Here is a 22,973-nt window from a genome sequence, read left to right as displayed (position 1 = left end):
GGGCGCGACGCGCAGCCGGAGGTGCGCCCTAATCCGCCTTCGCCGTCAAACGCCGGACGGCATCGACGAGCGCATGTTCGCGCAGCGGCTTGTCGAACATCATCGTGAAACCCGCTGTGTCGGCGCGTGTCGACAATCCGGGCGAGGCGAACGCCGATATCAGGATCGCCGGCCCGCCCCACCCGCTGCGGCGCAGCGTATCGAGCAGGTCGATCCCGTCCTCGTCGTTCAGCCGGTAGTCGGTCACGAGGCAGTCGGGCGGATGGAGCGCGGCATCGGCGAGTGCCTGTGCCATCGTCGAATGCGCGGCGACGTCGAAACCGCGCCCCTTCAACAAGAGGAGCAGAGAGCGGCGAGCGCCCGGATCGTCCTCGACGATCAGGATGCGGGGCCGCGCGACCGCGCCCCTGGAACTGTTCGACATCGCCGGACATCCCGATTGGCGACCCATTCGCCGTGCGAAGAAATCTTCGTCTTCGGTCGTGTCGGGGCGGGCCGGGGGCGACGCGGCGAAGGCGCGCGCCATCCTGTCCGGGCGGAGAGCATCCATCGGCGCGAACGATTCCCCGTCAGTGCGCCAGGAGCAGCGGCAGTGCGCTGTCCTGGAGCATGCGCCGGGTGACGCCGCCAAAGGTTTCGCGCAGGCGTCCGCGGCCATAGGCCCCCATCACGACATAATCGGCTCGCCACGATTCGCCTTCGCGTCCGATCAGGACGTCGGGCAGATGGCCGACGCGATCGACGATGCGGACATCGGCATGAATGTCGTGACGCGACAAATAGGTGGCGGCCTGCTCGGGATCGATCGCGTCGTCGCTCTCGCGGACCATGAACAGCTCGACCTCGCTTGCCATCGCGAGCAGCGGGACCGACGCTCGCAGCGCCGCCGCGGCCGAGCGTCCGCCGTCCCAGGCGACGAGCGCGCGATCGAAGGCAAAGCGTTCGAGCGTTTCGGGCACGGCAAGCACCGCCGCGCTGCTGCGCGCGACAATGCGGCTTGCGATACTGCGCATGTCGGGAAGCGGATAGCCGTCGAGGGCGCGATTGAGGATGATGAGGTCGGCAAGATCGGCGGCGTCGAGCACCGATTCGGCCATGTCCCCCATGACGTCGGCCCAGCTCCAGCTGACATCCTCGCGCAGCAGCCGGTCGGTCAACGCCGCCTTGTTCCGCGCCTCGCTCTCGCGCTCGTCGAGCACGACCGCTGCGTCGGCATAGCCGAGGAAGGCGTCGCTGGCGATCACCGGATAAGGCGTGACGTCGATACACGCGAGATGACCGTCGATGGCCCGGACGATATCGAGCGCCGCCTGCAGGCGCGCTTCCTGGCCGCGGTCGCCGTGGACCAGCAAAAGGACATTCTTCATCGCCGCCTCCTCGGATGGGGATTGGAGGAAAGGCCTAGGGAGCGGCGGCGGCGGCCGATATGCGCAATGATACGGATGAGCGCGGGCCGCGGCCCGGCGCGTCGATGTCGACGCCGGCATCCCGCGTCCTACTTGCCCGGCGCGGGCGCGTCCGATTCGAGCAGCGGCTGTTCGGCGGCGCTTCGAGAGAACGAATCGGCGGTGACCACGACCGTTGCACCGGGCTGGAGTACCGACAGGACCGCGGCGCGAAATTCGGGCACGGTCGCGATCCGGCCGCGCAGATCCTGCACCGCGCCACCGATCGCGGCGGGCAGGCGCACCTCGACCCAGGATTCGGGATCGGCCGCGTCGCCGCGAAGCAGAAAGACGGACGTCCCCGTCAGCGGACCCGCGATCGTCACCGGCGCTTCGCCGATCAGCGTTCCGTTGCGCAGCACCGCCATTCGCCGGTCGGCCCCGCTGATGACGACCGAAACCGGTCCTTCCGGTGCGCGTTCGGGATGCCACTCGCCGCGCGCGTCAACGCCGGCTTCGCTCCACGCGATCGGATCCGACGGGGCGAGATGCGGCACCGCCGCGGCGTCGGTCACGATTACCGTCATCCCGAGGTGCGTCACGCCGTAGAGCAGCCGCGCGAACTCGTGCGGCAGGCGAATGCACCCGTGCGAGACGGGATAGCCCGGCAGGTTGCCGCCATGCAGCGCGACCCCGCCCCATGTCAGCCGCTGCATATATGGCATCGGGGCGTCGTCGTAGAGGCTCGAATAATGCTCGACCGCGCGCTGGAGGATGGTGAAAACACCGGTCGGGGTGCGATGGCCCGGGCGCCCCGTCGACACGGTCGAGATGGCGATCGGAATGCCGTTGCGATAGAGCGTCGCGCGCTGGGTGGCGAGGCTGACGATCAGGAGCAGCGGCCCGTGCGGCGCCACCTCCGGCGCCCACAGATAGTCGCCCGGCTTCAGCGATTGCGCCGCGCCAGCAATGGTCGGCGGCGTTGGCGCCGGCTGCGCGGATGCGAGCGCCGGTGCCGGCATGACCGCCAGCACGATTGCCGCCACGCCATGCCGCACGGGTGCGCCTACCCAGCCATGCGTTCCATCGCCCGGCGATCGTGGATCACGACGGTGCGGCGCGACGGCAGATCGAGCAATCCGTCGGACCGCATCCGCGTCAGCTGGCGACAGGTCGTTTCGATGGTAAGGCCCAGAATATCGGCGATCTGCTGGCGGCCGAACGGCAGCTCGAACGCTTCGGCATCCGCCTCTCCGCCCTGGGCCGAGAGACGGTCCGAAATGTCGAGCAGGAACGACGCGACGCGTTCGGACGCGGATTTGCGGCCGAGGAGCATCATCCAGTAGCGGGCGCGGTCGAGCTCGTCGAGCGTCCGGTGGAGCAGCTTTTGCTGCAGGTGCGGATGCGTGCTGGCAAAGGCGTCGAAGCTGTTGCGGTTGTAGATGCACACTTCGGCGTCGGTGATCGCGGTCACGCTGTAGGGACTCTCCTCGCCGAACGGCCGGCCGATGAAGTCGGAGGGAAAGACGACTCCGACGATCTGCTCGCGGCCGGCCGACGATGCGACGACCAGCTTGAGCACGCCGCGCAGGACATTGGCCACGAGCGGAACGTCGTCCCCTTCCCAAAGCAGGGTATGGCCAGCCTTTATCTGTTGGCGACGGCCCATCTGGCCCAGCTCGGCCAACTCGTCGGGGTCGAGTCCCGAACAGATGGCTCGGTTGCGCACGGCGCAGGATGCGCAGTCGCTCATCGCATCCTCCCAAGGGTCGGTACGGGCGCGGCGCAGCGGCCGCCGGAAGGGATCGAGTGGGTCATGCGCCGCCTTCTAGAGAAGCGCGCCGCGGCTGTGAGTAAGGAAGAGTACGTATGAGCCGTTGGGATGCGTGCGGCATAAGGGGAATTGCGTAGCGACGCCGACGCCCATCCGCCGCATCAGCGGCGCAAATCCAGCGGGGATCCGTCCCCCAGACACAGATGGGAACCACGATGAGCGAAGTCGGCCACGACCTTCACGCCCTTTTCCCCGACGACGGGGATATCCTGCACGACATGAAAGTCGACGATGCGCAGTTCCGCGAATTGTCGGAATGCTATCACCGGATCGAGCGCGAGATCGACCGGATCGAAAGCGGACTCGATGCCGCATCGGACGATCGGCTCGAAGCGTTGAAACGGCAGCGGCTCGACCTGCTCGACTCAGTCGCCGCGCGGGTCGCGGCGCGCCGACGCAGCCGCTGACCGCCGCCACTCGCGATACGGCCTGGCGAAAGGGAGGCGGCATGTTCACACCGGCCACCCCGCTGCTGGCACCCATTCTCGACCTCGGCCTGGCGCTCGGGCTGGGTCTGCTGATCGGGGTCCAGCGCGGCTGGACGCTTCGCCACCTGGCCGACGGAAGCCGCTTCGCGGGCATCCGCACCTATGGCCTGATTTCGCTGACAGGCGGGCTGGCCGGCGCGATGGAGCGGGTCGACCGGACCGTCTCGACCCTGCTGCTCGGCGCGGCGCTGACCCTGCTCATTCTCGGCTATCTCCGCGCCACCCGGCGCAATGGCACGGTCAGCGGAACCGCGAGCCTGGCGGCGCTGGTCGCGCTGGCGTGCGGCTTTCTTGCGACCGCCGGCGAACCCCAGCTCGCGGCTATAGTCGCTGTCGCCACAACGCTGTTGCTGACGCTGCGGCCGCAGCTTCACCATTGGGTCGACGGCCTGAGCGAAACCGAGGTCGACGCGATTGCCCGCTTTGCGCTGATCGCGCTCGTCATCCTGCCGCTGCTGCCCGATGCGCGGCTCGGCCCCTATGACGCGTGGAACCCCCGGCAATTGTGGCTGGTGGTCGTCCTCGTTTCCGGCTTTTCCTTTGCCGGCTACATCGCGGCGAGACGGTTCGGCGCGACGCGCGGCACGCTGGTCATGGCGGCGGCCGGCGCAATGGTGTCGTCGACGGCGGTCACCACCGCGCTCGCGACACGGTTGCGCGACGAGCCGGCGGGCACCGCCACCTGGGTGGCCGGGATCGCCGCTGCGTCGGCGGTGATGCTCGTCCGGGTCGTCATCCTCGTCACGCTGCTCGCGCCGGTCGCGCTCGGGACGCTGACCGCCCTGGTCGCGCCTGCGGCTCTCGTCAGCGTGGCCGCCGCCGTCGCGGCGATGATCGTTGCCCGCCGCGCCCCCGCGGGTCCCAGTCCGGCGCCCGTCCTGCGCAACCCGCTCAACTTCGCCGCGGCGCTCGGACTGACCGCGCTGGTGATGGCCATGGCGCTGCTCGTCCGCTGGTTGATGGGCCGGCTTGGCGAGGATGCGATAGCGGTGTTGCTCGCGCTGTCCGGCATCGCCGACGTCGATGCCGCGATCATTACCATCGGCGGCCTGCCGAGCGGCGTGCTGGACCCGCGCACCGCCGGATTCGTCGTCGCGGCGCCGGTCATGGCCAACACGCTGTTCAAGGCCGCAATCCCGATCGCGGTCGCACGGTCACGTGGCGGCTGGCTGGGCGCAATGCCCTTGTTGGGCAGCGTGGCGGCGGGCCTGGCCATGCTGCCCTTCCTGCTTGCATGACGCAGGCCAGACGCGGTGGTCAGTCGCGCAAGGGCAGTTTGGCGCGTTGCGGCAGGACCGTCGTCAAAAGCGCAGCGAGGGTCGGCGTCCCCAATTTGCGCATCGCGCGGCCGCGATGAATTTCGACGGTGCGGTGGCTGATCCCCAGTTCCTGGCCGATCTGTTTGTTCGTCAGGCCGCGAACGAGACCGGCGACGACATCGCGTTCCCGTTCGGTCAGGCAGTCGACCGAAGGGCGCGGGGCGAGCCGGCGGCTCATGCGGGAAAGGGCCGTTGTGACATGCGCCTTTCCTTAACGGCAGGCGTTCGCACGGGTCGCTACGTATTGGTCCCTATATCGTCGCCCCCCAAGCCCGCGGCGAAGGCGAGACGAAGCGCATCCGAAAGGCTGCGCACGTCGAGCTTCGCCATCAGGTTCGCGCGGTGGACCTCAACCGTACGGGGCGAAATGCCAAGGTCATAGGCGATCGTCTTGTTCGGCAGGCCCTGCGCCAGCCCTTCGAGCACTTCGCGCTCGCGCGGGGTGAGGACGCCCAGCACGACATTGGCTTCGGCGGCGCGCGCGGCGGCGCTGTCCGACGCCGCCATCCGGTCGAAGGCCGCTTCGATCGCCCCGATCAGCGCGGTCTTTTCAAAAGGCTTTTCCAGGAAATCGACCGCCCCCGCCTTCATCGCACGCACCGCGATCGACACGTCGGCGTGGCCGGTCAGGATGATCACGGGCATCGTTACCCCACGGTCCAGCAGGGCCTGCTGCACGTCCAGCCCGTCCATTTCGGGCATACGGACATCGAGCAGGATGCAGCCTTCGGGAACGTGCCGCACCTCCTTCAGAAAGGCTGCACCGTGCGGCCAGGTCTGGACCGCATAGCCCGATGTCTTGAGCATGAAGCTCGCCGAGCGGCGAATCGCCTCCTCGTCGTCGACGATATGAACCAGTTTCCTATCCGTCATCGCGTTCCCCCGCTGTGGCGCTGACCAATGTAAAATGAAATTCGGACCCGCCGTGGGCGCCGGGCCGCATCCATATGCGTCCGCCGTTGGCCTCGACGATCGTCCGACAGATCGACAGCCCCAACCCCATGCCATCGGTTTTCGTGCTGACAAAGGCCGTAAAAAGCTGCTCGGCGACCGCGGGCGTTACGCCGGCGCCGGTATCGGCGACGACGACCCGCACGAATCCCGGCTGGTCGGGGCGGCTCGAAACCGTCAGCCGCCGTACCGGACTTTCGGCCATCGCTTCCACCGCGTTGCGGATCAGGTTGATCAGCACCTGCTGGATCTGGACCCTGTCGACGAGCACCGGCGAGGCATAGGGGTCCAGGTCGAAAACCGGTTCGACCCCGCGTTCGCGCGCGCCCATCAATCCGAGCACCGCGGCTTCGTTGATAAGCGCGGGCAGTTTCTCGATCGTCTTCTCGACCTCGCCGCGCGCGACGAAATCGCGCAGTCGCCGGACGATATGCCCCGCGCGCAACGCCTCTTTGGCGGTGTCGTCGAGCGCCTCCCGGATCATCGGCATGTCGTCGGGATCGGGCGCCGCGAGCATATCGCGAATCGCCTCGACATAATTGGCGACCGCGGTCAGCGGCTGATTGAGTTCGTGCGCCAATGTCGACGCCATCGTCCCCATCGCGCTGAGCCGCGACACATGGATGAGTTCGGATTGCAGCGATTCCAGCCGCGCCTCGGTCTTCTGTCGTTCGGTCAGGTCGCGAATGAAGCCGGTGAACAACGGATGCGCCTCGCCCACCGCTTCGCCGATCGACAGCTCCATCGGAAAGGTCGATCCGTCCTTGCGCTGACCGAAAACCACGCGCCCGATCCCGATGATCCGCTTTTCGCCGGTTTCGAGATAGCGCCGGATATAGCCGTCGTGACGTTCGCGGTCGGGCGACGGCATCAGGACGCTGATATTGGCGCCCAGCAGCTGGTCCTCGCTATAACCGAACAGTCGCTCGGCGGCCGCGCTGAACGAAAGGATCTGGCCGCGATCGTCGATGACGACCATCGCATCGGGGACCGTCGACAGGATCGAGCGCAAATGGCTTTCCTGCGAACGCAGCGCATCCTCGGTCGCCCGGCGATCGGTGATGTCCGACACGACCGTCGCGAAGCCGCGCAGATTGCCGTCCTGATGATACAGGGCCGTAATCGAGACGTCGGCCAGAAATTCGGACCCGTCCTTGCGAACCCGCCAGTCCTCGGCCTCGAACTTGCCGTGCAGCGCGGCTTGCGCCAGGTCCCGGGCGGACCGGCCGGCCTGGACCGCGTCGGCGGGATAAAAGACCGACGCGTCGCGTCCCAGGATCTCGCCCTCCTCCCAGCCGACGAGGCGAAGCGCGCCATTGTTCCAGATCGCGACCCGGCCTTCGGCATCGAGCAGATAGATCGCATGCCCCTGTGCGCCGTCGATCAGCAGGTTGAGTTCCTCCGCCAGCCCGCCAGCCCGCGCCGCTTCCCGCGCGCGCCGCTTTTCGCTGTCGGTGACGCGGCGCCGGATCGACTGGCGGCTCCGCGCAAGCAGGATGATCCCCGCCGCGGTCGCCAGAAACAGGACGGCGACCAGGATTTCGAGCGCGTCACGCTCGCGGGGGGCCGCGAAATGGAGACCGAAAGCAAGCGCGGGAAAGGTCGCCACAGCGGCTGCCCGCGATCCCGCGACCACGGCCGCGGCGAGGATCGCCAGCGTGAAGAGGAGAAACGGTGCATGGCCGCCCAGCCAGGGCCCGAGTGCCAGGCGAACGAGCGCCGCCGAACAAACAATCGCTGTCGCGGCCACAACGCGCACGAAAAAGGATTGATCGATTATCGCCATGAAATAACCGCCCCGTTCCGCACCGCCCCACGGCACGAATTCGCCATATCATAGCATGACGACTTGAGGACGGGGACAGAAATACGGAGGGCGGCAGGCACCGTAGCGCGCGGCGACCCGCGTCGAACACCCTAAGGATTTCGGTCCAGGCGGCAAAGGGCCGGAACGATGGAGAGGCGCGATGGACAATCGGCCTTGCGAATAGGCGCGTGGCCGCGCGCCCGGCATCCGTAGATTTTCGGACAGCCGGCACGCCACCGGCCGTCTATCCTCGCCCTCCAGCCGGTTGAAGCAAAGGATGGCCGATGACCCCGCTCGCAGCAAACGACAGCGAACCGCAAGACGGGGATGGCTATCTCGTCTGGGCGCTGGCGGTCAGTCTCGGCGCACTGGTGCTGATCCTCTATCTCCAGTTCGCCGCGCGGCCCTTCATGCTCACGATCGCGGCGGTGCTCTGGATCATTTCGATGATCGGGGTGGCGGGGATAGTCCAGCTTCACGAAGCGGCACGAATGCGGCGTCGGACGGTGCGTGTCGGATGGGCCGCGGGCGGTGCCGGATACCTGGCCGCAGCGGCGATGCTGATTGCGAACCCGCTGCTTGGCAATGCCGCGATCGCGCTTGCGTTGTCGGCGGCCCTGGTCTTTGCGGCTTTCGCCCGCGGGGTCGTCGCCGCAACCACCAGGCGGGGGCGTCCCTGGCTCGCCCTGTCGAGCGCAGCGACGGTCGTCGTCGCGCTGGCCATCGGTTTCGGCTGGCCATTCCCCCTGACGACGAGGGCGGTCCAGCTGCTCGCGCTCGATCTGCTGGTTTTGGGGACCGCGATGATCCTTTCACGCGCGAGGCGGGTCGACCCGGCCTCGTAACATTACGCAATGCGCCGCGGGCCCGACCCCCTAATATCGGCGCGAAAGGAGTTTCGCGATGACCGTCCCCTCCGAATCGTCGCCCCGCCGCCGCCCTCCGTCGCGGGCGCCGAAGGCCGCATCGTCATCGCATCTGCGAATCCGCGGGACATTGTCGCTGCGCCGCCCGCCGCGTTTCCACCAACCCGAGCCAGGACATACGCCATGACCGAACAGCTGCTGGATATCTCGCTCTCCGAAGCCGGCGAGACGCACCTCGTCACGCGCGATGGCGTGGAGTTGTCGTTGCGGCCGGTTTCGGACGGCGATGCCGACCGGATCGCGCGCTTCTACGACGGCCTGTCGCCCGAGGACATGCGATTCCGCTTCCTGAGCGCCCAGTCGCACCTGTCGCCCGCCCAGCTTGCCGCCATGACGAACGTCGACCACCGTCATCGCGAACATCTGCTCGCCTTCGACCGGAGCGACGGAGCCCTCGTCGCGAGCCTGCTGATCGCTGCCGACGACGCCTTTGAACTGGCCGAGGTGGCGATTGCTGTCGCGCCTTCTCACAAGGGCCGCGGGATCGGCTGGAGCCTGCTCCGCCACGCGGTCGACCTGGCCCGCGAACGCGGCGTGTCGCGCCTCTGCGCGATAGAAAGCCGCGCGAACCGAGGGGCGATCGAGGTCGAGCGGACGCTGGGCTTCACCTCGCGCGACTATCCGGGCGACGCGACGCTGGCGATGCTCGAAATCGACCTGCGCTGATCTCCGCCCGCCGCCGGCGCGTCATCGGCACCCCATGTCGCGATCCAAGCGACCGCCGGCTCCGAACCGGCGAGCGCCCGCACGCTATGGCTGGCAGGGTCAGAAGCGGAACCGCACCCCGACGCGATAGACGCTTTCCAGGAAGCGCGTCTGCCACGGATAGCTCTGGCCGTCGGCATTGAACTGGCGCGAATTGCGCAGCGCCGCGCCGAGCAGGTTGGTCGCGTTGAAGGTGAAGGTGATGCCCGGGGTCGGCGAAAGCGTGCCCGCGAAATCGAGCGTCCCGCGTCCCTTGGCCGTAACCGGCAAGGTCGGACCGAGGACGCCCGCACCGAGCGCGGGGTCGACCACGCGGCCATAGCCGTCGACATAGCCCGACCGATAATTGTACGACAGGCGCGCCGATCCCCATTTGGCGTCATAGAAGCCCGACAGGTTCAACAGATGGTCGGACACGCCCGCGATCGGTTGCTGCCCCGGCAGCGTCTCGGCAAGCGAGGGCGCGAGCTGCGTCGAATGGTCGAGATAGGTGTAGTTCACCATCGCGCCGAAATTCGCCATCCAGTCGGGAAGCCACGACGCCCGGAAGAAGGTGCGCGCCGAAAATTCGATCCCGTTGATCTTGCCGTCGCCGCCATTTTCGGGGCGGGTGATGCGCAGACGGTCGAATTCGGCATCTTCGATGTCGGTCGTGAAGCTGTTGATGAAGCCTTTGAGGTCCTTGCGGAATACGCCGAGCGTGATCGACCCGCTGCGGCTGAAATAATATTCCAGCGACGCATCATAGTTCGTCGACTCGATCGGCTTCAGATCGGGGTTGCCGCCCGAGGCCGGACGGATGCAATCGGGATTGTCCGGGCCGGCATCGGGGTTGCTCGGATCGGGCGTACAGATCGTCGGCAGCGCGCCGATCGTGACCGAGGGGTTGAGGTCGCCAAAGCCCGGCCGCGTCCGCGTCTTGGTAAAGGCGAGGCGCAGCTGGAGCTTCGGCGTGAAGCGGATACGCGCACTGACGTTCGGCAGGAAGTCGGTATAGCTGTTGTTGCGGATCACCGCTTCCGATGCACCCGCGCCCTGCGTCGCGCGCACGCCTTCGATCGAATCTTCCGTGCGCGACGCGCGGAACCCGATCAGGCCGTCCACCGGCGTCGAGCCGATATCGAAATCGTACCGCGCCTGGACATAGCCGGTGTAGGTCTTTTCATTGCTGGTATAGACGCGCGTCCATTCCGGGCGTCCCGTCGCCTGCCCGGCCAGCGTGCGCAGCGTGTCGAGATTGTCCTCCAGACTGTCGCGGGTCGGGGTCAGCCAGGTAAGGAGCGAGGTCGCGTCGTCGTTGCGGAAGCCCGCGGGCGCGCTGACGTAATCGAGCGGCAACACCGACAGGAACTGCCCGGCGGGGGCGACATCGGTCTGGGTATAATTATAATTGGCGGCATCGCGGGTCGAATAGCGAACCCCGGCCTGGATGTTCGAAATCCCGAAGCGATCGACCTTGTAATCGAGGTCGAGGCGCGCCTGGATGCCGCTGCCGGTCCCGCGACTGCCGTTCTCGACCATGTTGGTCCAGCGATATTGCGAAGGATCGAAAAGGTCGAAGTTCGACAGCGTCACCGTTCCCCCGCCGACGCCCTGCGCCGTGTCGAACTCGAAGTGACGCGTCGGCTGACGGATCGTCGTGTAGTTCATGTTCGCGGTGGTGTTGGTGAAGGTCGAATCGGTGTAGGCGATATCGCCCGAAACACGCAGCCCGTCCCGTTTCCAGATGAAACCGCCGCCCGCCTGATAGGTGTCGGTCTTTTGGTCGTTCACCTGTTGCTGCGCGGTCGACTGGCCCCCGGCGGAGGCGTCGACGCTGGCGATCTGGTTGGTGTCGGGGATCAGGACGACATTGCTCAGGATCGCCGCGGCCCCCGAATTGACCAGGAAGTTCCGCGCCGAATTTTCGGCACGATAGCCCTGGAACAGGCCATCGAGGTAGAATTCGAGGTCCGAACTCGGACGCCACTGGAACGACGCCGCGACATTGGGGCGCCAGCGCTTGCCGTTGCCATAGGCGGTATTGACGAACGACGGCAGACGGATCGATTCGCCCTCGTAGCCGGGGACATTGGTACGATTGAGGATCGTCTGGCTGACCGCGCGCGTCGAATCCATGAACTTCGTGTCGGCATACGAGCCTTCGATCAGCAGGCCCATGTCGCCGATGCCGGTTTCCCAGCGCGTGCTCGCCAGCAGATTGGCCTCCACACCCAGCCGCTGCGACTGGTACCAGTGCAGGCCGGTGATGGCGCCCGCGACCCGCGTTCCCTTGAAATCGAGCGGGCGGCGCGAGCGGACGTCGATCAGGCCGGCAAGGCCGGGCTCAAGAAGGTTGGCGCTCGCCGCCTTGTAGACGTCGAGGCGGGCGATGCCGTTCGACGGAAAATCCTGAAGCGCGACCGAGCGCCCCTCGGCCGTGAAGACTTCGCGGCCGTTGTAGGTGGTGGTGAGATCGGGCAGGCCCCGGACGCGGACGCCCTGCGCCGCCCCGGCATTGCGATCGACCTGTACGCCGGTGATGCGCGCGAGCGATTCCGCCGCGGTCACGTCGGGCAGCTTGCCGATATCCTCTGCGACGATCGATTCGACGATATCGTCCGAATCGCGCTTGATGGCCTGCGCCGATTCGATGCTCTGGCGAATCGCGGTAACGACGATCGCATCCGCATTATCGTCGCCCGCCACCGTGGCGGTCGCGTCCTGCGCCAGCGCGGCACCCGGAACGACGGCCAGCGCCATCAGCGAGCTACCCACCAGCAGCGCACACCGATTGAAACTCATATCTCTCCCCCCTGTTGCAATTCGGGCCTGTTCTGAAGGCGGATTAGCGACGCGCCTTCGGACTGGCAATATAAATCATACATATGTGATTATGGGCATCGGCGAAGCCTGTCATCCCAAGCGGTTAGGCATCCCTTCGCATCGGACTTCGGGCCGAAATCTCGCCGGCTCAGTCGGCCGCGCCACCGATTCGCGGGACGCCGATCGAGGCCGGATCGCCGATGTCGATCGGCACCAGCCCGAAGTGCATCCGCCACGGCGCCGTCGGGTCGTTCCCGAACATCGTGTACCAGTACCGCCCCTCCCTGTCGCGGAAGGCGGTGCCGTGCCCGCCGTGCGGCGCCCCCATGCGGCGCTGCGAATAGGGTCCGAACAGACTGGTCGAGGTCCCGTACATCATGTCGTAGGTTCCATGTGTGCGCAGCGGTCCGTGCCATTCGGCACCGGTCAGGAAGTAGACCCCGTTCACCATGATCAGGCCATTGCCTTCATAGCCGACATGGTCGCCATCGACATCGACGAGCTGGCGCACCGGCCCCTCGAACCCGTCGCGCGCCGCGTTCAGCTTGCCGATGCTGCCGCCACCCCACAGGAAATAGAGGCCGTCGTCGTCCTCGAAGGGAAATCCGTCGATGCCCTTGACGAAATAGCTGTCGGTCACATTCTCGTAGGGGCCGTCCGCCTTGCCGCTCTTCGATCGATAGAGCCAGGTCTTGCCGCCGACGCCGCGCTCCATCACGGAAAAGGCGAGATAATAGGTCTTGTCGCGCGCAACCCACTTGATCTCGGGCGCCCAGAGTTCGGCGATATTGTCGCCGAAATCATAGCCCATGTCCTCCCAGCGCCAGACGAAGCCGACCTCGTCCCACCGCTTGAGGTCGGCCGAGCGCCACAGCTTCACCCCGCCATCGGGGCGGTGATAGCCGTAGCCATCGAGCGTACCGACAAGATAATAATAGCCGTCGCCGCCGAGCGTGACCGACGGATCGCGCATCGTTTCGCTGGTGATGAGCGGCTGTCGTGCCGCGACTGCGCTGTCCTCGGTAATCACCGACGCCGCCTGTCGCAGCCGGCCGTCGGGCGCGCGCTCGAGCGGGACGAGTCCGACCTGTTCGCAGAACATCGCGAACGCATCTTCGCATTTCGGATTATAGGTCGCGGCGAGGCGGCCATCGTCAAGCCGCACCAGCGATCCGCCGCCCGCATGCGGCACGGCAAGCATCCGCATCGTGAAGGGGCCATAGGGCGTCGGCGCCTCGGCAACGAACAGGTCGTCGGTCGCGGTCCGCATCCGCCCGGTCACTTCGCTTGCCGCGAGCAAATATGTGTCGCCGTCGCGAACCATCGTTGCGCCGGCGCGGCCGACGCGGACGCGGACCGGCCAATCCTTGCCCACCGGCGGATGCTTCGCGAACAGCGCCTGGTCGGGCTTCAGGAATCGCGGCGCTTCGGCGAGCGCCGAAAAGCCGGGACGAAGGCGGGCGATATAACCGCCGCCCCACAACAGATAGCCCGCGCCATCCCGATCGACGAATAGCGACGGATCGGGCGCATCCTCGACGAGGCATGGCGAGGCGGCAAATCCTCCGTCGGGTCTGGCCGCCGATCCGGTGGCGATGCGCGCGCACCCGGTCTCGTCCGCGAAGGCGAGATAGAGCGCGTCGCCCGCGACGGTCACCGACGGCGCGAGATAGCGTTCGGACACGTCGCCCGGAACGACGCCCTCGCCCGAAATCCGGGCCGGGCCCAGGTTTTTCCAGCGCTTGCCATCGGGGGACGTCCACAGCTCGACACCGTGGCGGGCGCCGCTGCGCAATTGCGTTCCGGTCAGGATCCATCCGCCGCCGGGCAGCCGCGCCATCGAGGCGTCGCCGATCGGGCGCTCGGCGAAGACCGGCGCCACCGGCTTCGCATCGGCGGCGGGCAAGACGGTCGCGTTCCGGTCCATCGAGGGATGGTCGGCGAAAATATCGTCGGCAACCGCCTTCTTGGGCGCCGGCTGCGCCGCCGCCGCGCTCGCCATCGCGAGCGACAGGAGCGCGAGTCCCTGGAATCCCTTCCGAATCAACACGGCATCAATCCTTCTGAAGCGCCTTGAAATCGTCGATCCAGGCATAATTGGCCGCCGCACTTCCGTCGGGGTTGGCCTTGACGGTCCGCGGGGCAAAGACACTGTTGAGCAGCCACGGCGACTTGTCGGGACCGAAATGCGCGGACATGGAGCTGCCCTGCTTGAACCCGTAGGTCGCGACCGCCAGGCGGCCCGTATCGCGGAATATCTTCATCTGGTTGCGCAGATAATGTTTCCGGCTTTCGAACCACGGGCTTTTCGCCAGATACTCGTCCCAGATCGGCTTTGCGAAAGGCTCTTCGAGCGCGGCCTTGACCACCTGCCAGTTCTGGGCGGTCTTGGGGAGGCCGTATTTCTCTGCAAAAGCCGGCGCGACCGGCTTCGTCATATTGGTCTTCCACCACCAGACCAGCGAAAATTCGGTCACGAGAAACGTCTGGTCGGGACGCATCCGCGGCAGGATGTAATCGAGGAACGGCTTCGAATCCTCGATCCGGTTGATATGCGGATGGATGTCGACCCCGGCGAGTTCGGGCGTCGCCTTGACGAAAGCGAGCCAGCGATCGGTCGACGGGGTAATCCGCTTCCGAAGGTCGAGACGGTTCAGCGCCCCCATATAGAGACGCGTCTTGCAGCCGGCACCGCAATGCGCCGTGCGATAGGCAATCACGCGCGCCGCCATCGCTTCGTAAAAGGCATTGAGGTCGAGGTCGCGGTCCTCCTCGCGGCTCTCGATATAGGGCTCGTTGCCGATGACGATGATGTCGGCCTTGCCCATGACGAGCGGCAGGACCGCGTCGAGGCGCGCCAGTTCCCTGTCCATCGCGTCGCTGCCCGCCTTGGGAAAGTCGCGGTTCAGATAGGGCCATTTCAGCGACAGGATCGTTCGATACCCATGCTCGTGGAGGTCGAGCGTGGTGCGGACCGCGCCATGTTCGGCCGCGCCCTTGTCGAGCTGGGGCATCGGCAGGAACAGGCGCACCCATGTCGCATCGGCCTTCGCGAAGTCGCGATAGTCCACATCTTCATAATGTTCGTTGAAATTGGCGCCGAGTGCCTGTTGCGCGATGGCGGCACCGGGCAGGCCGGCGATCGCCGCGCCGGCGGCCAGAATTGCTGTCTTCATGTCTCTCCCCTCGATCGATTGTCCGCGCCTGCGGTCAATGGCTGGCTCGCGCGTCGTGCTCAGCCTTCAGATTGACGCTCGCCGGTGCCGGCTGCGCATCGAGATAGGCCTCGAGCCGCGCCTGCACCTCGGGACGCGTCCCGGCGAGGTTGCGCGTCTCGCCCGGATCGCCCTGAAGGTCGTACAATTCATAGACGCGCTGGCCCGTCGCTTCCTGCGTCCAGCGCACCAGCCGGTAGCGATGGGTGCGGATCGCCTGCCCGATACGCCCCGGCCGGTTGAACGAATGATAGGCATAGGGCCGCGTTTCCGCCGTCGCATCGTTCAACGCCGGAACAAGGCTCATCCCGTCGAGCGACTGCATGCCCGCCGGCAGCTTCAGCCCCGCAAGTGCGACGAGGGTCGGATAGATGTCGACCGTCTCGGCGATCTGCTTCGGCGCGCTGTCGCGGGCGCCCGTCCCCGGACCGGCAAAGATGATCGGCTGGCGCACCGCCTGTTCGAAATTGGTGTGCTTGGTCCACAACCCGTGGTCGCCGAGGTGCCAGCCGTGGTCGCCCCACAGGATGACGATCGTATTGTCGGCCAGCCCCTCGCGGTCGAGCGCGTCGAGCACCTTGCCGATCTGGGTGTCGACATAGCTGACGCCGGCATAATAGCCGTGGATCAGCTTGCGCTTCAGCGCCTCGGGATAGTCGGCGCCCAGAGCCTTTGGCGGGACCGGGCGATAGGCCGCGATCTCGCCGCCGACCTTGCCCGCGAAGGTCGGCGCCCCGTCGGGAAGCCGCTCGAAACCGGGCATCGGCAGCTTCGCCGGATCGTAAAGATTCCAATAGCGTTTCGGCACCGAGAAGGGCAGATGCGGCCGCGCGAACCCCACGGCCAGGAAGAAGGGCTGCCCCGCCGCCTTGAGTTCGCCTAGCCGTTTCGAGGCGCGCTCGGCCGTGCGGCCGTCGGCATAGGCGTCGTCGGGAACATCGGGATCTTCCCACGCCTTGCCGCGGGCGAGGGTCGAGGCATATTTGAAGATGTTCACATCGCCCGGCACCGGTATTTCGTTGAACAGCGCCTCTTCGCGGGTCGGCTTGCCCTCGGTGCTGGCAGGTTCGAGATATTCGACAACCTTGTCGCGGCGCGACGGCACCGACCAGCTCGCCGGATCGTCGTGCGAGCCGTGCCCGACGTGAAACACCTTGCCGATGCTTTCGGCTTCATACCCCGCGCGCTTGAAGAGCTGCGGCAACGTGACCGCGTTCGGGATATAGTCGCGCAGGTCCATGCCGAAATTATAGATGCCCGTCGATGTCGAACGCCGGCCGGTCATCAGGTTGATGCGGCTCGGCGCGCAGACCGCCTGGTCGGCATAGGCCTGTTCGAACCGCGCTCCGCGCGCCGCGAGCCGGTCGATGTTCGGGCTGATCGCCACCGGGTCGCCGAACGAACCGAGCGTCGGCTTGAGGTCGTCGACCATGATCAGAAGGATGTTCGGCCGCGCGGCCGACGCTGGAACCGCGGGCGGCGTCGCGGCGGCCTGCGACGCCGACGCCGGGGGCGTATGACTGCAAGCGGCGAGCGCGGTGGCGGCAACGATGCCCGCGATCCTTGCCGCGGCACCCAGAAACTGTTTCATAAATCCTCCCGATGCGATCCCGGTTTGTCCGTGCGATGATTGGCGTGGGTCAGGGCCGACTGCGGCCCGCGCGTTCGACGCGGTCGAGCCAGCCGGCGAGCCTGTGCGCGACCTCCGGCCTTTCGGTCGCCAGATCGTGCCGTTCGCCCGGGTCGTTCGCCACGTTGTAGAGCTGGTCCCGGGGCGACGTGCCGATCGCGTTGCCGTGAAACTGCTGCGGCTCGACGCTCGCCCGGATCAGCTTCCAGTCGCCGGTGCGCAGCGCGAGGATGCGCGCGCCGCTGCTCGCCACCTTGCTGCCCGTGGTGACCATCAGCTTGGTATCCTCGATCACATAGTCGCGGCCCTGTTCGCTGCGCCCGAGCAACGGCGCCAGCATGTCGAGGCTGTCCACCGCCGCATCGTGCGGCAGCCCCTGCTCGACGAGCGCCGCGAGCGAGGCGACGAGGTCGACCTGGTCGACCAGCGCCGTCGAGACCCTTCCCTCGGGAACGTGGCCCGGCCAGCTGACAATCAACGGAACACGGGTGCCGCCTTCGAATATGCTGTATTTGCCGCTGCGGAACGGCCCGGCGGGCCGGTGGTCGCCCGCGCGCTCGACCGCTTGGTCGTCATAGCCATCGAACAGGATCGGGCCGTTATCGCTGCTGAAGACGATCAGCGTATCGTCGGCGATTCCCAGGCTTTCGAGCCGGTCCATCAACGCGCCGACGGTCCAGTCGAGCTGGACGATCGCATCGCCGCGCGGCCCCATTCCCGATTTGCCGACGAAGCGCGGATGCGGTGCGCGCGGCACGTGCGGTTCGTTCATCGCGAAATAAAGGAAGAAGGGCGTATCCTTGTGCTCGGTGACGAAAGCGGTCGCCTTGCCGAGCAATTCGTCGGTCAGATCCTCGTCCTTCCAGCGCGCCGCGTGGCCGCCCGTCATATAGCCGATGCGGCTGATCCCGTTGACGATCGTGTTCGAATGTTCGGGGTCGCCGCGAAACTTGAGCAGCTCTGGATTGTCCTCGCCGGTCGGCTCGTCGCCGATCTTGTGCTTGTAATCGACGCGGATCGGGTCGGCGGGGTCGAGGTTCACGACGCGCCGGTTTTCGATCAGAACCGTCGGGACGCGATCGAGCGTCGCCGGCATGAAAAAGCCATAGTCGAAACCGATGTCGAGGGGCCCCGGGGCGATTTCACCGTTCCAGTCGACATGCCCGCTGCCCAGACCGAGGTGCCATTTGCCGACGACGCCGGTGGCATAGCCCGCCTTGCGCAGCATCGACGGCAGAGTGAAGGTGCCGGGACGAATCAGCGCGGGCGCGTCGCCGGGCAGGATCTGAGTTCCCGACGCGCGCCAGGCATAATTGCCGGTGAGCAGCGCATAGCGCGACGGCGTACAGGTCGCCGACGGCGCGTGGCCGTTGACGAAGCGCGTCCCGCGCGCCGCAATCCGGTCGATGTTGGGGGTATGGATCGTCTTCGACCCATAACAGCCGAGGTCGCCATAGCCGAGGTCGTCGGCATAGATTACGACAATATTGGGCCGGGTTCGGGAGCGCGCGATCGCCGCCGCCGGCAGGACGGCCGCTCCAGCGCCCGCCAGCAACAACGCGCGTCGCGACAATGCGAAAGCCACCAGCCTCTCCTATATCCTCTTCCTCGACCGAATCCGTCCACTATAGTATTTATCATACAATGCAAGCGCGCTGCGACCGGACCCAGCGATCGAACGCAATCAGCCGCCGCGCCCCCCGGCACGGCGGCTGACCCGTGACCAACCTAGGCTGGCTGCGGGGGCTCGCGATCAGAAAGCGACGCTGAGCGACACGCGCGCCGAGTAATCGACGCTGCTGTTCGGGCTCTTTTCGGCGCCTGCCGCGAGTTTCCATGTATAGTCCCAGCCACCGGCAAGCAGCCGCAGTTCGCCGGTCCACGCATCGTCGAGCGGATCGGGCGTGATCGAAAAGGGATCGCCGTCCGCGAAATTCGCCTGCGTAACGCCCAGCTTGCCCGACAGGACCGTGCGCCGGCCCGCCTCGACTTCCAGCGTCAGCGGGCGATAATCGCGATGCCGCGGCGCAAAGGCATAGGAGACGGCGAGCGATGTGGTCCCCGACAGCGACGAACTGTTGCGTGCGTCGACGGTCAGGTCGACCGCATCGCCGCCGCCGCTTTCGGTATAGCCGCCCTCTTTCAGCCGATACCATTCGAGCCGCGCCTTGGGCTGGATCATCAACTGGCGCGACGCCGCAATATCATAGGACACGCCGCCCATCCCCGAAAAGAGCCACCCCTTCCAGTCCCCGGCGCTCGCATAGCTATAGTCGGTGTCGTTCGCGGTAACCGTCAGCGCACGCGTGCTCGAAAAGCTCATTCTTGCCGCGCCGGCGCGGGCAAAGGCATAGAGCGGCCCGTCGCCGCCGGTACGCCAGAATGCCGCCAGATCGTGCTGCGTGGTGTCGATCGAGGCGGTGCCCCCATTGTCGTCGACCGTGCCGCTCAGCCACGCATAGGACCCCCCGACGAACCCGATCCCGGTGCGCCATTCCATGCCGCCCGACAGCCCCCAACCGCTCGTCTTGTACCCGCTGGTGCCCGTGGCGTCGCGGTTGCTGCGCCAGACGACCGGCTCGAGCCAGGCGGCGGTATCGCCTTCTTCGGTCACGTCGAAAATCGAATCGCGATCCATCACATGCTGCGCGACGAGGCGCGAGGCACGCGTCGCGCTGTCGAACAGGCCCCCGGCATGATCGGGCAACATCTGCGCCACCTGCGTCTGCAACGTGTCGCCGTCCATGATGTCGAGAAAGCTCTGTGCGATCACATCGTCCTCGACTGCGGCGGTCAGGATCGCGTCATAGGCGCTGCTGCCGGCGCCGTTCAGCCCGACCTCGTCGGCCGTCTTGCGCCGGATGTCGAGGGTCAGCGCATTATCCTTGACGCTGACCGACCCCGCGGAGCCGGTGGCCCCGCGCGCGCGCCGCTGGCTGCCCTACGCCGCCGCCGCATCGGTCGCCGCCGCCGGCCTGATCTCGGCAGCGCTGCTTGCGGGCCGCACCGTCGTAGAGCGCCGCACGCCGGAGATCGCCGAACAGGCCCCCACCACCCCCGCGCCGCAAGCGCCCGCCGCTGCGACGCCGGTTGCGGCCGAACGGCCTGCGCCGCAAGGCCCGGTGCTGGCGGACGCCCGGCCCGAGCCGGACACCACCCCCGTGGCCGCGCCGAAAACGGCGCCGCCGAAGTCCTCGACCGCGGCGCCCGCCGCCCCTGTCGAACTGGCGAGCGACGATCCCGATCGGGCACCGCCCTCGCCGCCGCAGCCCGACAAGGCTGCGGGGGAAACGAAGATGGCGGAGGCCGGGCCACAGCTTCCCGAAGATACGAACACTGTCACCGGTGCGGTCTATGGACCTCCGGCGCCATCGGGGCTGGGCATTGCCGGATCGGGGGGACGGGGCGTCTTGCCGCCGGGCACGGCATCGCCGGGCGGCCATCCCGGCGGGCCGCCGGGCGGCGGACCGCGCTGAAGCCGCCGGCTTGCGGTCCTGCACGCCGCAAGACCGAGGGGCCGACCGCAAACAAAATGGGGCGGTCCTTGCAAGGATACCGCCCCAGTTGTGGTGTCTGCCGTGGAGAGGGAGAGAGCGGCAGACCGGAGATTTGGTGTCGAGACTTAGCGAGCAGCCATCTTGCTGTCGGTTTCGACTTCGGCGACGCCGGCGATCTTGAGCGCGGCGCGATACTGCTTGGCGGCGGCGCGTTCGTTGCCCGCTTCGCACAGCTTGTTGCCCGTCGAGACGAAGCGCTGCGCGCTCGACTGCTTGCCGCCGGCCATGTCGTCGGCGGCGGTACGCGCCTGGTCGGCGAGCGCGGTGCAGCGGTAATCCTGGCTGTCACGCGCATAAGCCGGCGAGGTCGAGGCGATCAGGCCGGTAAAGGCAAGCGCCGAAGCGGCGACGATCGCGAAGGCGGAAGGGAAGCGGCGGAAAGAGGAGAGCTGATAGGTCATGGGAGAGGTCCTTTCGTTTCGTTGTGCAACCTTTTTAGATGCGATTGCGCACATAGATAATCCTCTATAATCTGCAAGTGCCTTGAAGCAGGATTTAACAATTCCCCACGGGGCGCTCGACGGGATCGAAGCCTTCCTGCGTGTCGCGGAAAGGCGGAGCTTTTCCGCCGCCGCGGCCGATCTGGGCGTCTCCCCTTCGGCGATCAGCCAGACGGTGAAGGCGCTGGAAGCGCGCGTCGGCGCGCCGCTGTTCATGCGCACGACGCGCAGCGTCGGCCTGACCCAGGCGGGCGAGATGTTCCTCGAACGCGCCGCGCCGGCCTATGCCGGGCTTGCCGATGCCTATGAAGCCGCCCGCAATCTCGGCAACCGGCCGGCGGGGCGGCTGCGCATCAACCTGATGCGCGGAGCGGTCCAGCCGCTGTTCGAGCCGATCATCGCGGGCTTTTGCGAAGCCTATCCAGAGATCGAGCTCGAAATCTTCGCCGACGATGCGCTCGCCGACCTCAGCGCCGACGGCTTCGACGCAGGCGTGCGGATGGGCGAATCGCTCGAGGCCGATGCGATCGCGGTTCGGCTGACCGGCCCGTTTCGCTTCGTCGCCGCCGCCTCGCCCGCCTATTTCGAACGCCACGGCCGGCCCGAAACCCCCGAGGACCTGCGCGACCATCGCTGCGTCCGGCTGCGCATGTCGACGGGCGCGATGATGCCGTGGACCTTCGAGCAGGGAAATCGCGAGTTCGAGGTCAATGTGACCGGGCCGGTGATCGTCAACGATTTCAGCGCGATGATGGTCGCCATGCGCGCCGGCGTCGCGATCGGGATGATCGCCGAGCCGACCGCGAAGCTGCAAGTCCAGACCGGCCTTCTGGAACTCGTGCTCACCGACTATGCCGCGTCGACCTCTGGCCTGTTCCTCTATTATCCCAGCCGCAAGCAGGTGATGCCGAAGCTGCGCGCCTTCATCGATTATGTTCGCGAACACCTGCCCGACGACGTGACCGGCTGACCGCACGCCCCGGCGCGCAAACCCCTCCCTTCGGCGACCGCAGAAAAATTGCTCTGGCCGACGGCATGAAACCACGGCATCTATATCTCAACTAAAACAGTTGGAATAATATCATGTTCGATCTATCGGCGCTCGATGTCTCGGCGCTCCTGCCCTTCATCCTGATCGGCTTCGCAGCGCAACTCGTCGACGGAGCGCTCGGCATGGCGTTCGGGGTCATCTGCAACACGCTGCTGGTGGCGGTGATGGGCGTACGGCCCGCCGCCGCATCGGCGCGCATCCATATCGTGGAGGTCTTCACGACGGGCGTGTCGGGAATCAGCCATCTGCTCCACCGCAATATCGAATGGCCGCTCTTCTTTCGCCTGCTCGTGCCCGGACTGGTCGGCGGGGTGGCGGGCGCCTATCTGCTCAGTTCGATCAGCGGCGATCTGGTGAAGCCCTTCGTCCTCGCCTATCTGGTCTGCGTCGGCGCGTGGCTGCTCGTCCGCGGGCTGCTCTATCCGCCGAAAATCAGGACGCCGACGGTGATCGCGCCGCTCGGGCTGGTCGGCGGCTTCCTCGACGCGGCGGGCGGGGGCGGCTGGGGGCCCGTCGTGACCTCGAACCTGCTCGTCCAGGGCGCCGAGCCGCGCAAGGTCGTCGGCACGGTGAACAGCGTCGAATTCTTTCTGACCCTTGCCGTTTCGGCGACCTTCGTCTGGCACCTCGGCTTCGCGGATATCGCCGGGGCGACGCTCGGCCTGCTAATCGGCGGAGTGATCGCGGCGCCGATGGGCGCATTCATGGCGAAACGCTTTCCGCCGAAACTGATGTTGATCCTCGTCGGAACCGTGCTGACCGCGACCAGCGCGTTCAGCCTGTGGCGGGTCTTCGCGGGCTGACCCGTTGCGGGCCCGTCCCACAGGAAAAGGGCGGCCCGTCGCCGGACCGCCCTTCCT

General features: G+C 66.8%; 21 protein-coding genes. 7 read left to right on the top strand and 14 right to left on the bottom strand.

The window, feature by feature from the left end:
• Nucleotides 1-28: 28 nt before the first annotated feature.
• From AC58D2_RS02240 to AC58D2_RS02225, 4 genes are all read right to left on the bottom strand, one after another.
• Nucleotides 29-526 carry a response regulator gene (locus tag AC58D2_RS02240; protein ID WP_497386929.1) on the bottom strand — a complete coding sequence of 166 codons (498 nt, stop codon included), beginning with the start codon at nt 524-526 and terminating at the stop codon, nt 29-31.
• A 43-nt stretch (nt 527-569) separates the two neighbouring features.
• Complete coding sequence (locus AC58D2_RS02235; protein ID WP_497386927.1) at nt 570-1,367, bottom strand: universal stress protein; 798 nt, start codon at nt 1,365-1,367, stop codon at nt 570-572.
• 128 nt (nt 1,368-1,495) lie between these two features.
• Nucleotides 1,496-2,431, bottom strand: a complete 936-nt coding sequence (locus tag AC58D2_RS02230; protein WP_497386925.1) for a L,D-transpeptidase — start codon at nt 2,429-2,431, stop codon at nt 1,496-1,498.
• A gap of 20 nt (nt 2,432-2,451) precedes the next feature.
• Nucleotides 2,452-3,138, bottom strand: coding sequence for a Crp/Fnr family transcriptional regulator (locus AC58D2_RS02225; RefSeq protein ID WP_497386923.1), 687 nt, complete (start codon nt 3,136-3,138; stop codon nt 2,452-2,454).
• Between the two features lie 236 nt (nt 3,139-3,374).
• On the opposite strand from AC58D2_RS02225, the gene AC58D2_RS02220 reads away from it, so the two are divergent.
• A complete protein-coding gene (locus tag AC58D2_RS02220) occupies nt 3,375-3,626 on the top strand; it encodes an HP1242/YdcH family protein (RefSeq protein ID WP_497386921.1) in 252 nt (83 codons plus the stop codon).
• 41 nt (nt 3,627-3,667) lie between these two features.
• Nucleotides 3,668-4,945 (top strand): MgtC/SapB family protein, encoded by a 1,278-nt coding sequence (locus tag AC58D2_RS02215; RefSeq protein ID WP_497386919.1) that lies wholly within the window; start codon nt 3,668-3,670, stop codon nt 4,943-4,945.
• 19 nt (nt 4,946-4,964) lie between these two features.
• On the opposite strand, the gene AC58D2_RS02210 is transcribed toward AC58D2_RS02215, so the two are convergent.
• From AC58D2_RS02210 to AC58D2_RS02200, 3 genes are read right to left on the bottom strand one after another with little or no spacing between them, the layout of a single operon-like run.
• Nucleotides 4,965-5,204: a response regulator transcription factor gene (locus tag AC58D2_RS02210; protein WP_497386917.1), complete on the bottom strand. Its 240-nt coding sequence runs from the start codon at nt 5,202-5,204 to the stop codon at nt 4,965-4,967.
• Between the two features lie 59 nt (nt 5,205-5,263).
• The gene (locus AC58D2_RS02205; protein ID WP_497386915.1) at nt 5,264-5,899 is read right to left on the bottom strand and encodes a response regulator transcription factor; all 636 of its coding nucleotides are present in this window, start codon (nt 5,897-5,899) and stop codon (nt 5,264-5,266) included.
• Nucleotides 5,889-7,763, bottom strand: a complete 1,875-nt coding sequence (locus AC58D2_RS02200) for a PAS domain-containing sensor histidine kinase (RefSeq protein WP_497386913.1) — start codon at nt 7,761-7,763, stop codon at nt 5,889-5,891. The genes AC58D2_RS02205 and AC58D2_RS02200 overlap by 11 nt, the downstream gene beginning before the upstream one ends.
• Before the next feature lie 305 nt (nt 7,764-8,068).
• Here AC58D2_RS02200 and AC58D2_RS02195 point away from each other — a divergent pair, with 305 nt between their 5' ends.
• Both AC58D2_RS02195 and AC58D2_RS02190 read left to right on the top strand, forming a co-directional pair.
• The gene (locus AC58D2_RS02195) at nt 8,069-8,629 is read left to right on the top strand and encodes a hypothetical protein (RefSeq protein ID WP_497386911.1); all 561 of its coding nucleotides are present in this window, start codon (nt 8,069-8,071) and stop codon (nt 8,627-8,629) included.
• 204 nt (nt 8,630-8,833) lie between these two features.
• Entirely contained in the window at nt 8,834-9,376 is a 543-nt protein-coding gene (locus AC58D2_RS02190; protein WP_497386909.1) for a GNAT family N-acetyltransferase, read from the top strand.
• A 99-nt stretch (nt 9,377-9,475) separates the two neighbouring features.
• Here the strand turns inward: AC58D2_RS02190 and AC58D2_RS02185 are convergent, their stop codons facing one another.
• The 6 genes from AC58D2_RS02185 to AC58D2_RS02160 form a co-directional block, all read right to left on the bottom strand.
• The gene (locus tag AC58D2_RS02185) at nt 9,476-12,199 is read right to left on the bottom strand and encodes a TonB-dependent receptor (RefSeq protein ID WP_497386907.1); all 2,724 of its coding nucleotides are present in this window, start codon (nt 12,197-12,199) and stop codon (nt 9,476-9,478) included.
• Between the two features lie 169 nt (nt 12,200-12,368).
• On the bottom strand, nt 12,369-14,270 hold the full coding sequence (locus tag AC58D2_RS02180; protein ID WP_497386905.1) for a family 43 glycosylhydrolase: 1,902 nt from the start codon (nt 14,268-14,270) through the stop codon (nt 12,369-12,371).
• Nucleotides 14,271-14,274: 4 nt separating this feature from the next.
• Nucleotides 14,275-15,396, bottom strand: a complete 1,122-nt coding sequence (locus AC58D2_RS02175; RefSeq protein ID WP_497386903.1) for a hypothetical protein — start codon at nt 15,394-15,396, stop codon at nt 14,275-14,277.
• Between the two features lie 34 nt (nt 15,397-15,430).
• Entirely contained in the window at nt 15,431-17,026 is a 1,596-nt protein-coding gene (locus AC58D2_RS02170) for a sulfatase (protein WP_497386901.1), read from the bottom strand.
• A gap of 49 nt (nt 17,027-17,075) precedes the next feature.
• On the bottom strand, nt 17,076-18,650 hold the full coding sequence (locus AC58D2_RS02165; protein WP_497386899.1) for a sulfatase family protein: 1,575 nt from the start codon (nt 18,648-18,650) through the stop codon (nt 17,076-17,078).
• A gap of 168 nt (nt 18,651-18,818) precedes the next feature.
• A complete protein-coding gene (locus tag AC58D2_RS02160) occupies nt 18,819-19,838 on the bottom strand; it encodes an autotransporter outer membrane beta-barrel domain-containing protein (RefSeq protein WP_497386897.1) in 1,020 nt (339 codons plus the stop codon).
• 112 nt (nt 19,839-19,950) lie between these two features.
• Between AC58D2_RS02160 and AC58D2_RS02155 the strand changes: the two genes are divergently transcribed.
• The gene (locus tag AC58D2_RS02155; RefSeq protein WP_497386895.1) at nt 19,951-20,541 is read left to right on the top strand and encodes a hypothetical protein; all 591 of its coding nucleotides are present in this window, start codon (nt 19,951-19,953) and stop codon (nt 20,539-20,541) included.
• 146 nt (nt 20,542-20,687) lie between these two features.
• On the opposite strand, the gene AC58D2_RS02150 is transcribed toward AC58D2_RS02155, so the two are convergent.
• The gene (locus AC58D2_RS02150; protein WP_497386893.1) at nt 20,688-21,023 is read right to left on the bottom strand and encodes a hypothetical protein; all 336 of its coding nucleotides are present in this window, start codon (nt 21,021-21,023) and stop codon (nt 20,688-20,690) included.
• An 82-nt stretch (nt 21,024-21,105) separates the two neighbouring features.
• Here AC58D2_RS02150 and AC58D2_RS02145 point away from each other — a divergent pair, with 82 nt between their 5' ends.
• Together AC58D2_RS02145 and AC58D2_RS02140 are read left to right on the top strand one after the other, a co-directional pair.
• Nucleotides 21,106-22,032 carry a LysR family transcriptional regulator gene (locus AC58D2_RS02145; protein ID WP_497386891.1) on the top strand — a complete coding sequence of 309 codons (927 nt, stop codon included), beginning with the start codon at nt 21,106-21,108 and terminating at the stop codon, nt 22,030-22,032.
• Between the two features lie 113 nt (nt 22,033-22,145).
• Complete coding sequence (locus AC58D2_RS02140; RefSeq protein WP_497386889.1) at nt 22,146-22,916, top strand: sulfite exporter TauE/SafE family protein; 771 nt, start codon at nt 22,146-22,148, stop codon at nt 22,914-22,916.
• The last annotated feature ends 57 nt before the right edge of the window (nt 22,917-22,973 follow it).

It is taken from the genome of Sphingopyxis sp. CR5 (assembly GCF_059693785.1).
This window is presented reverse-complemented; position numbering and strand designations above follow the sequence as displayed.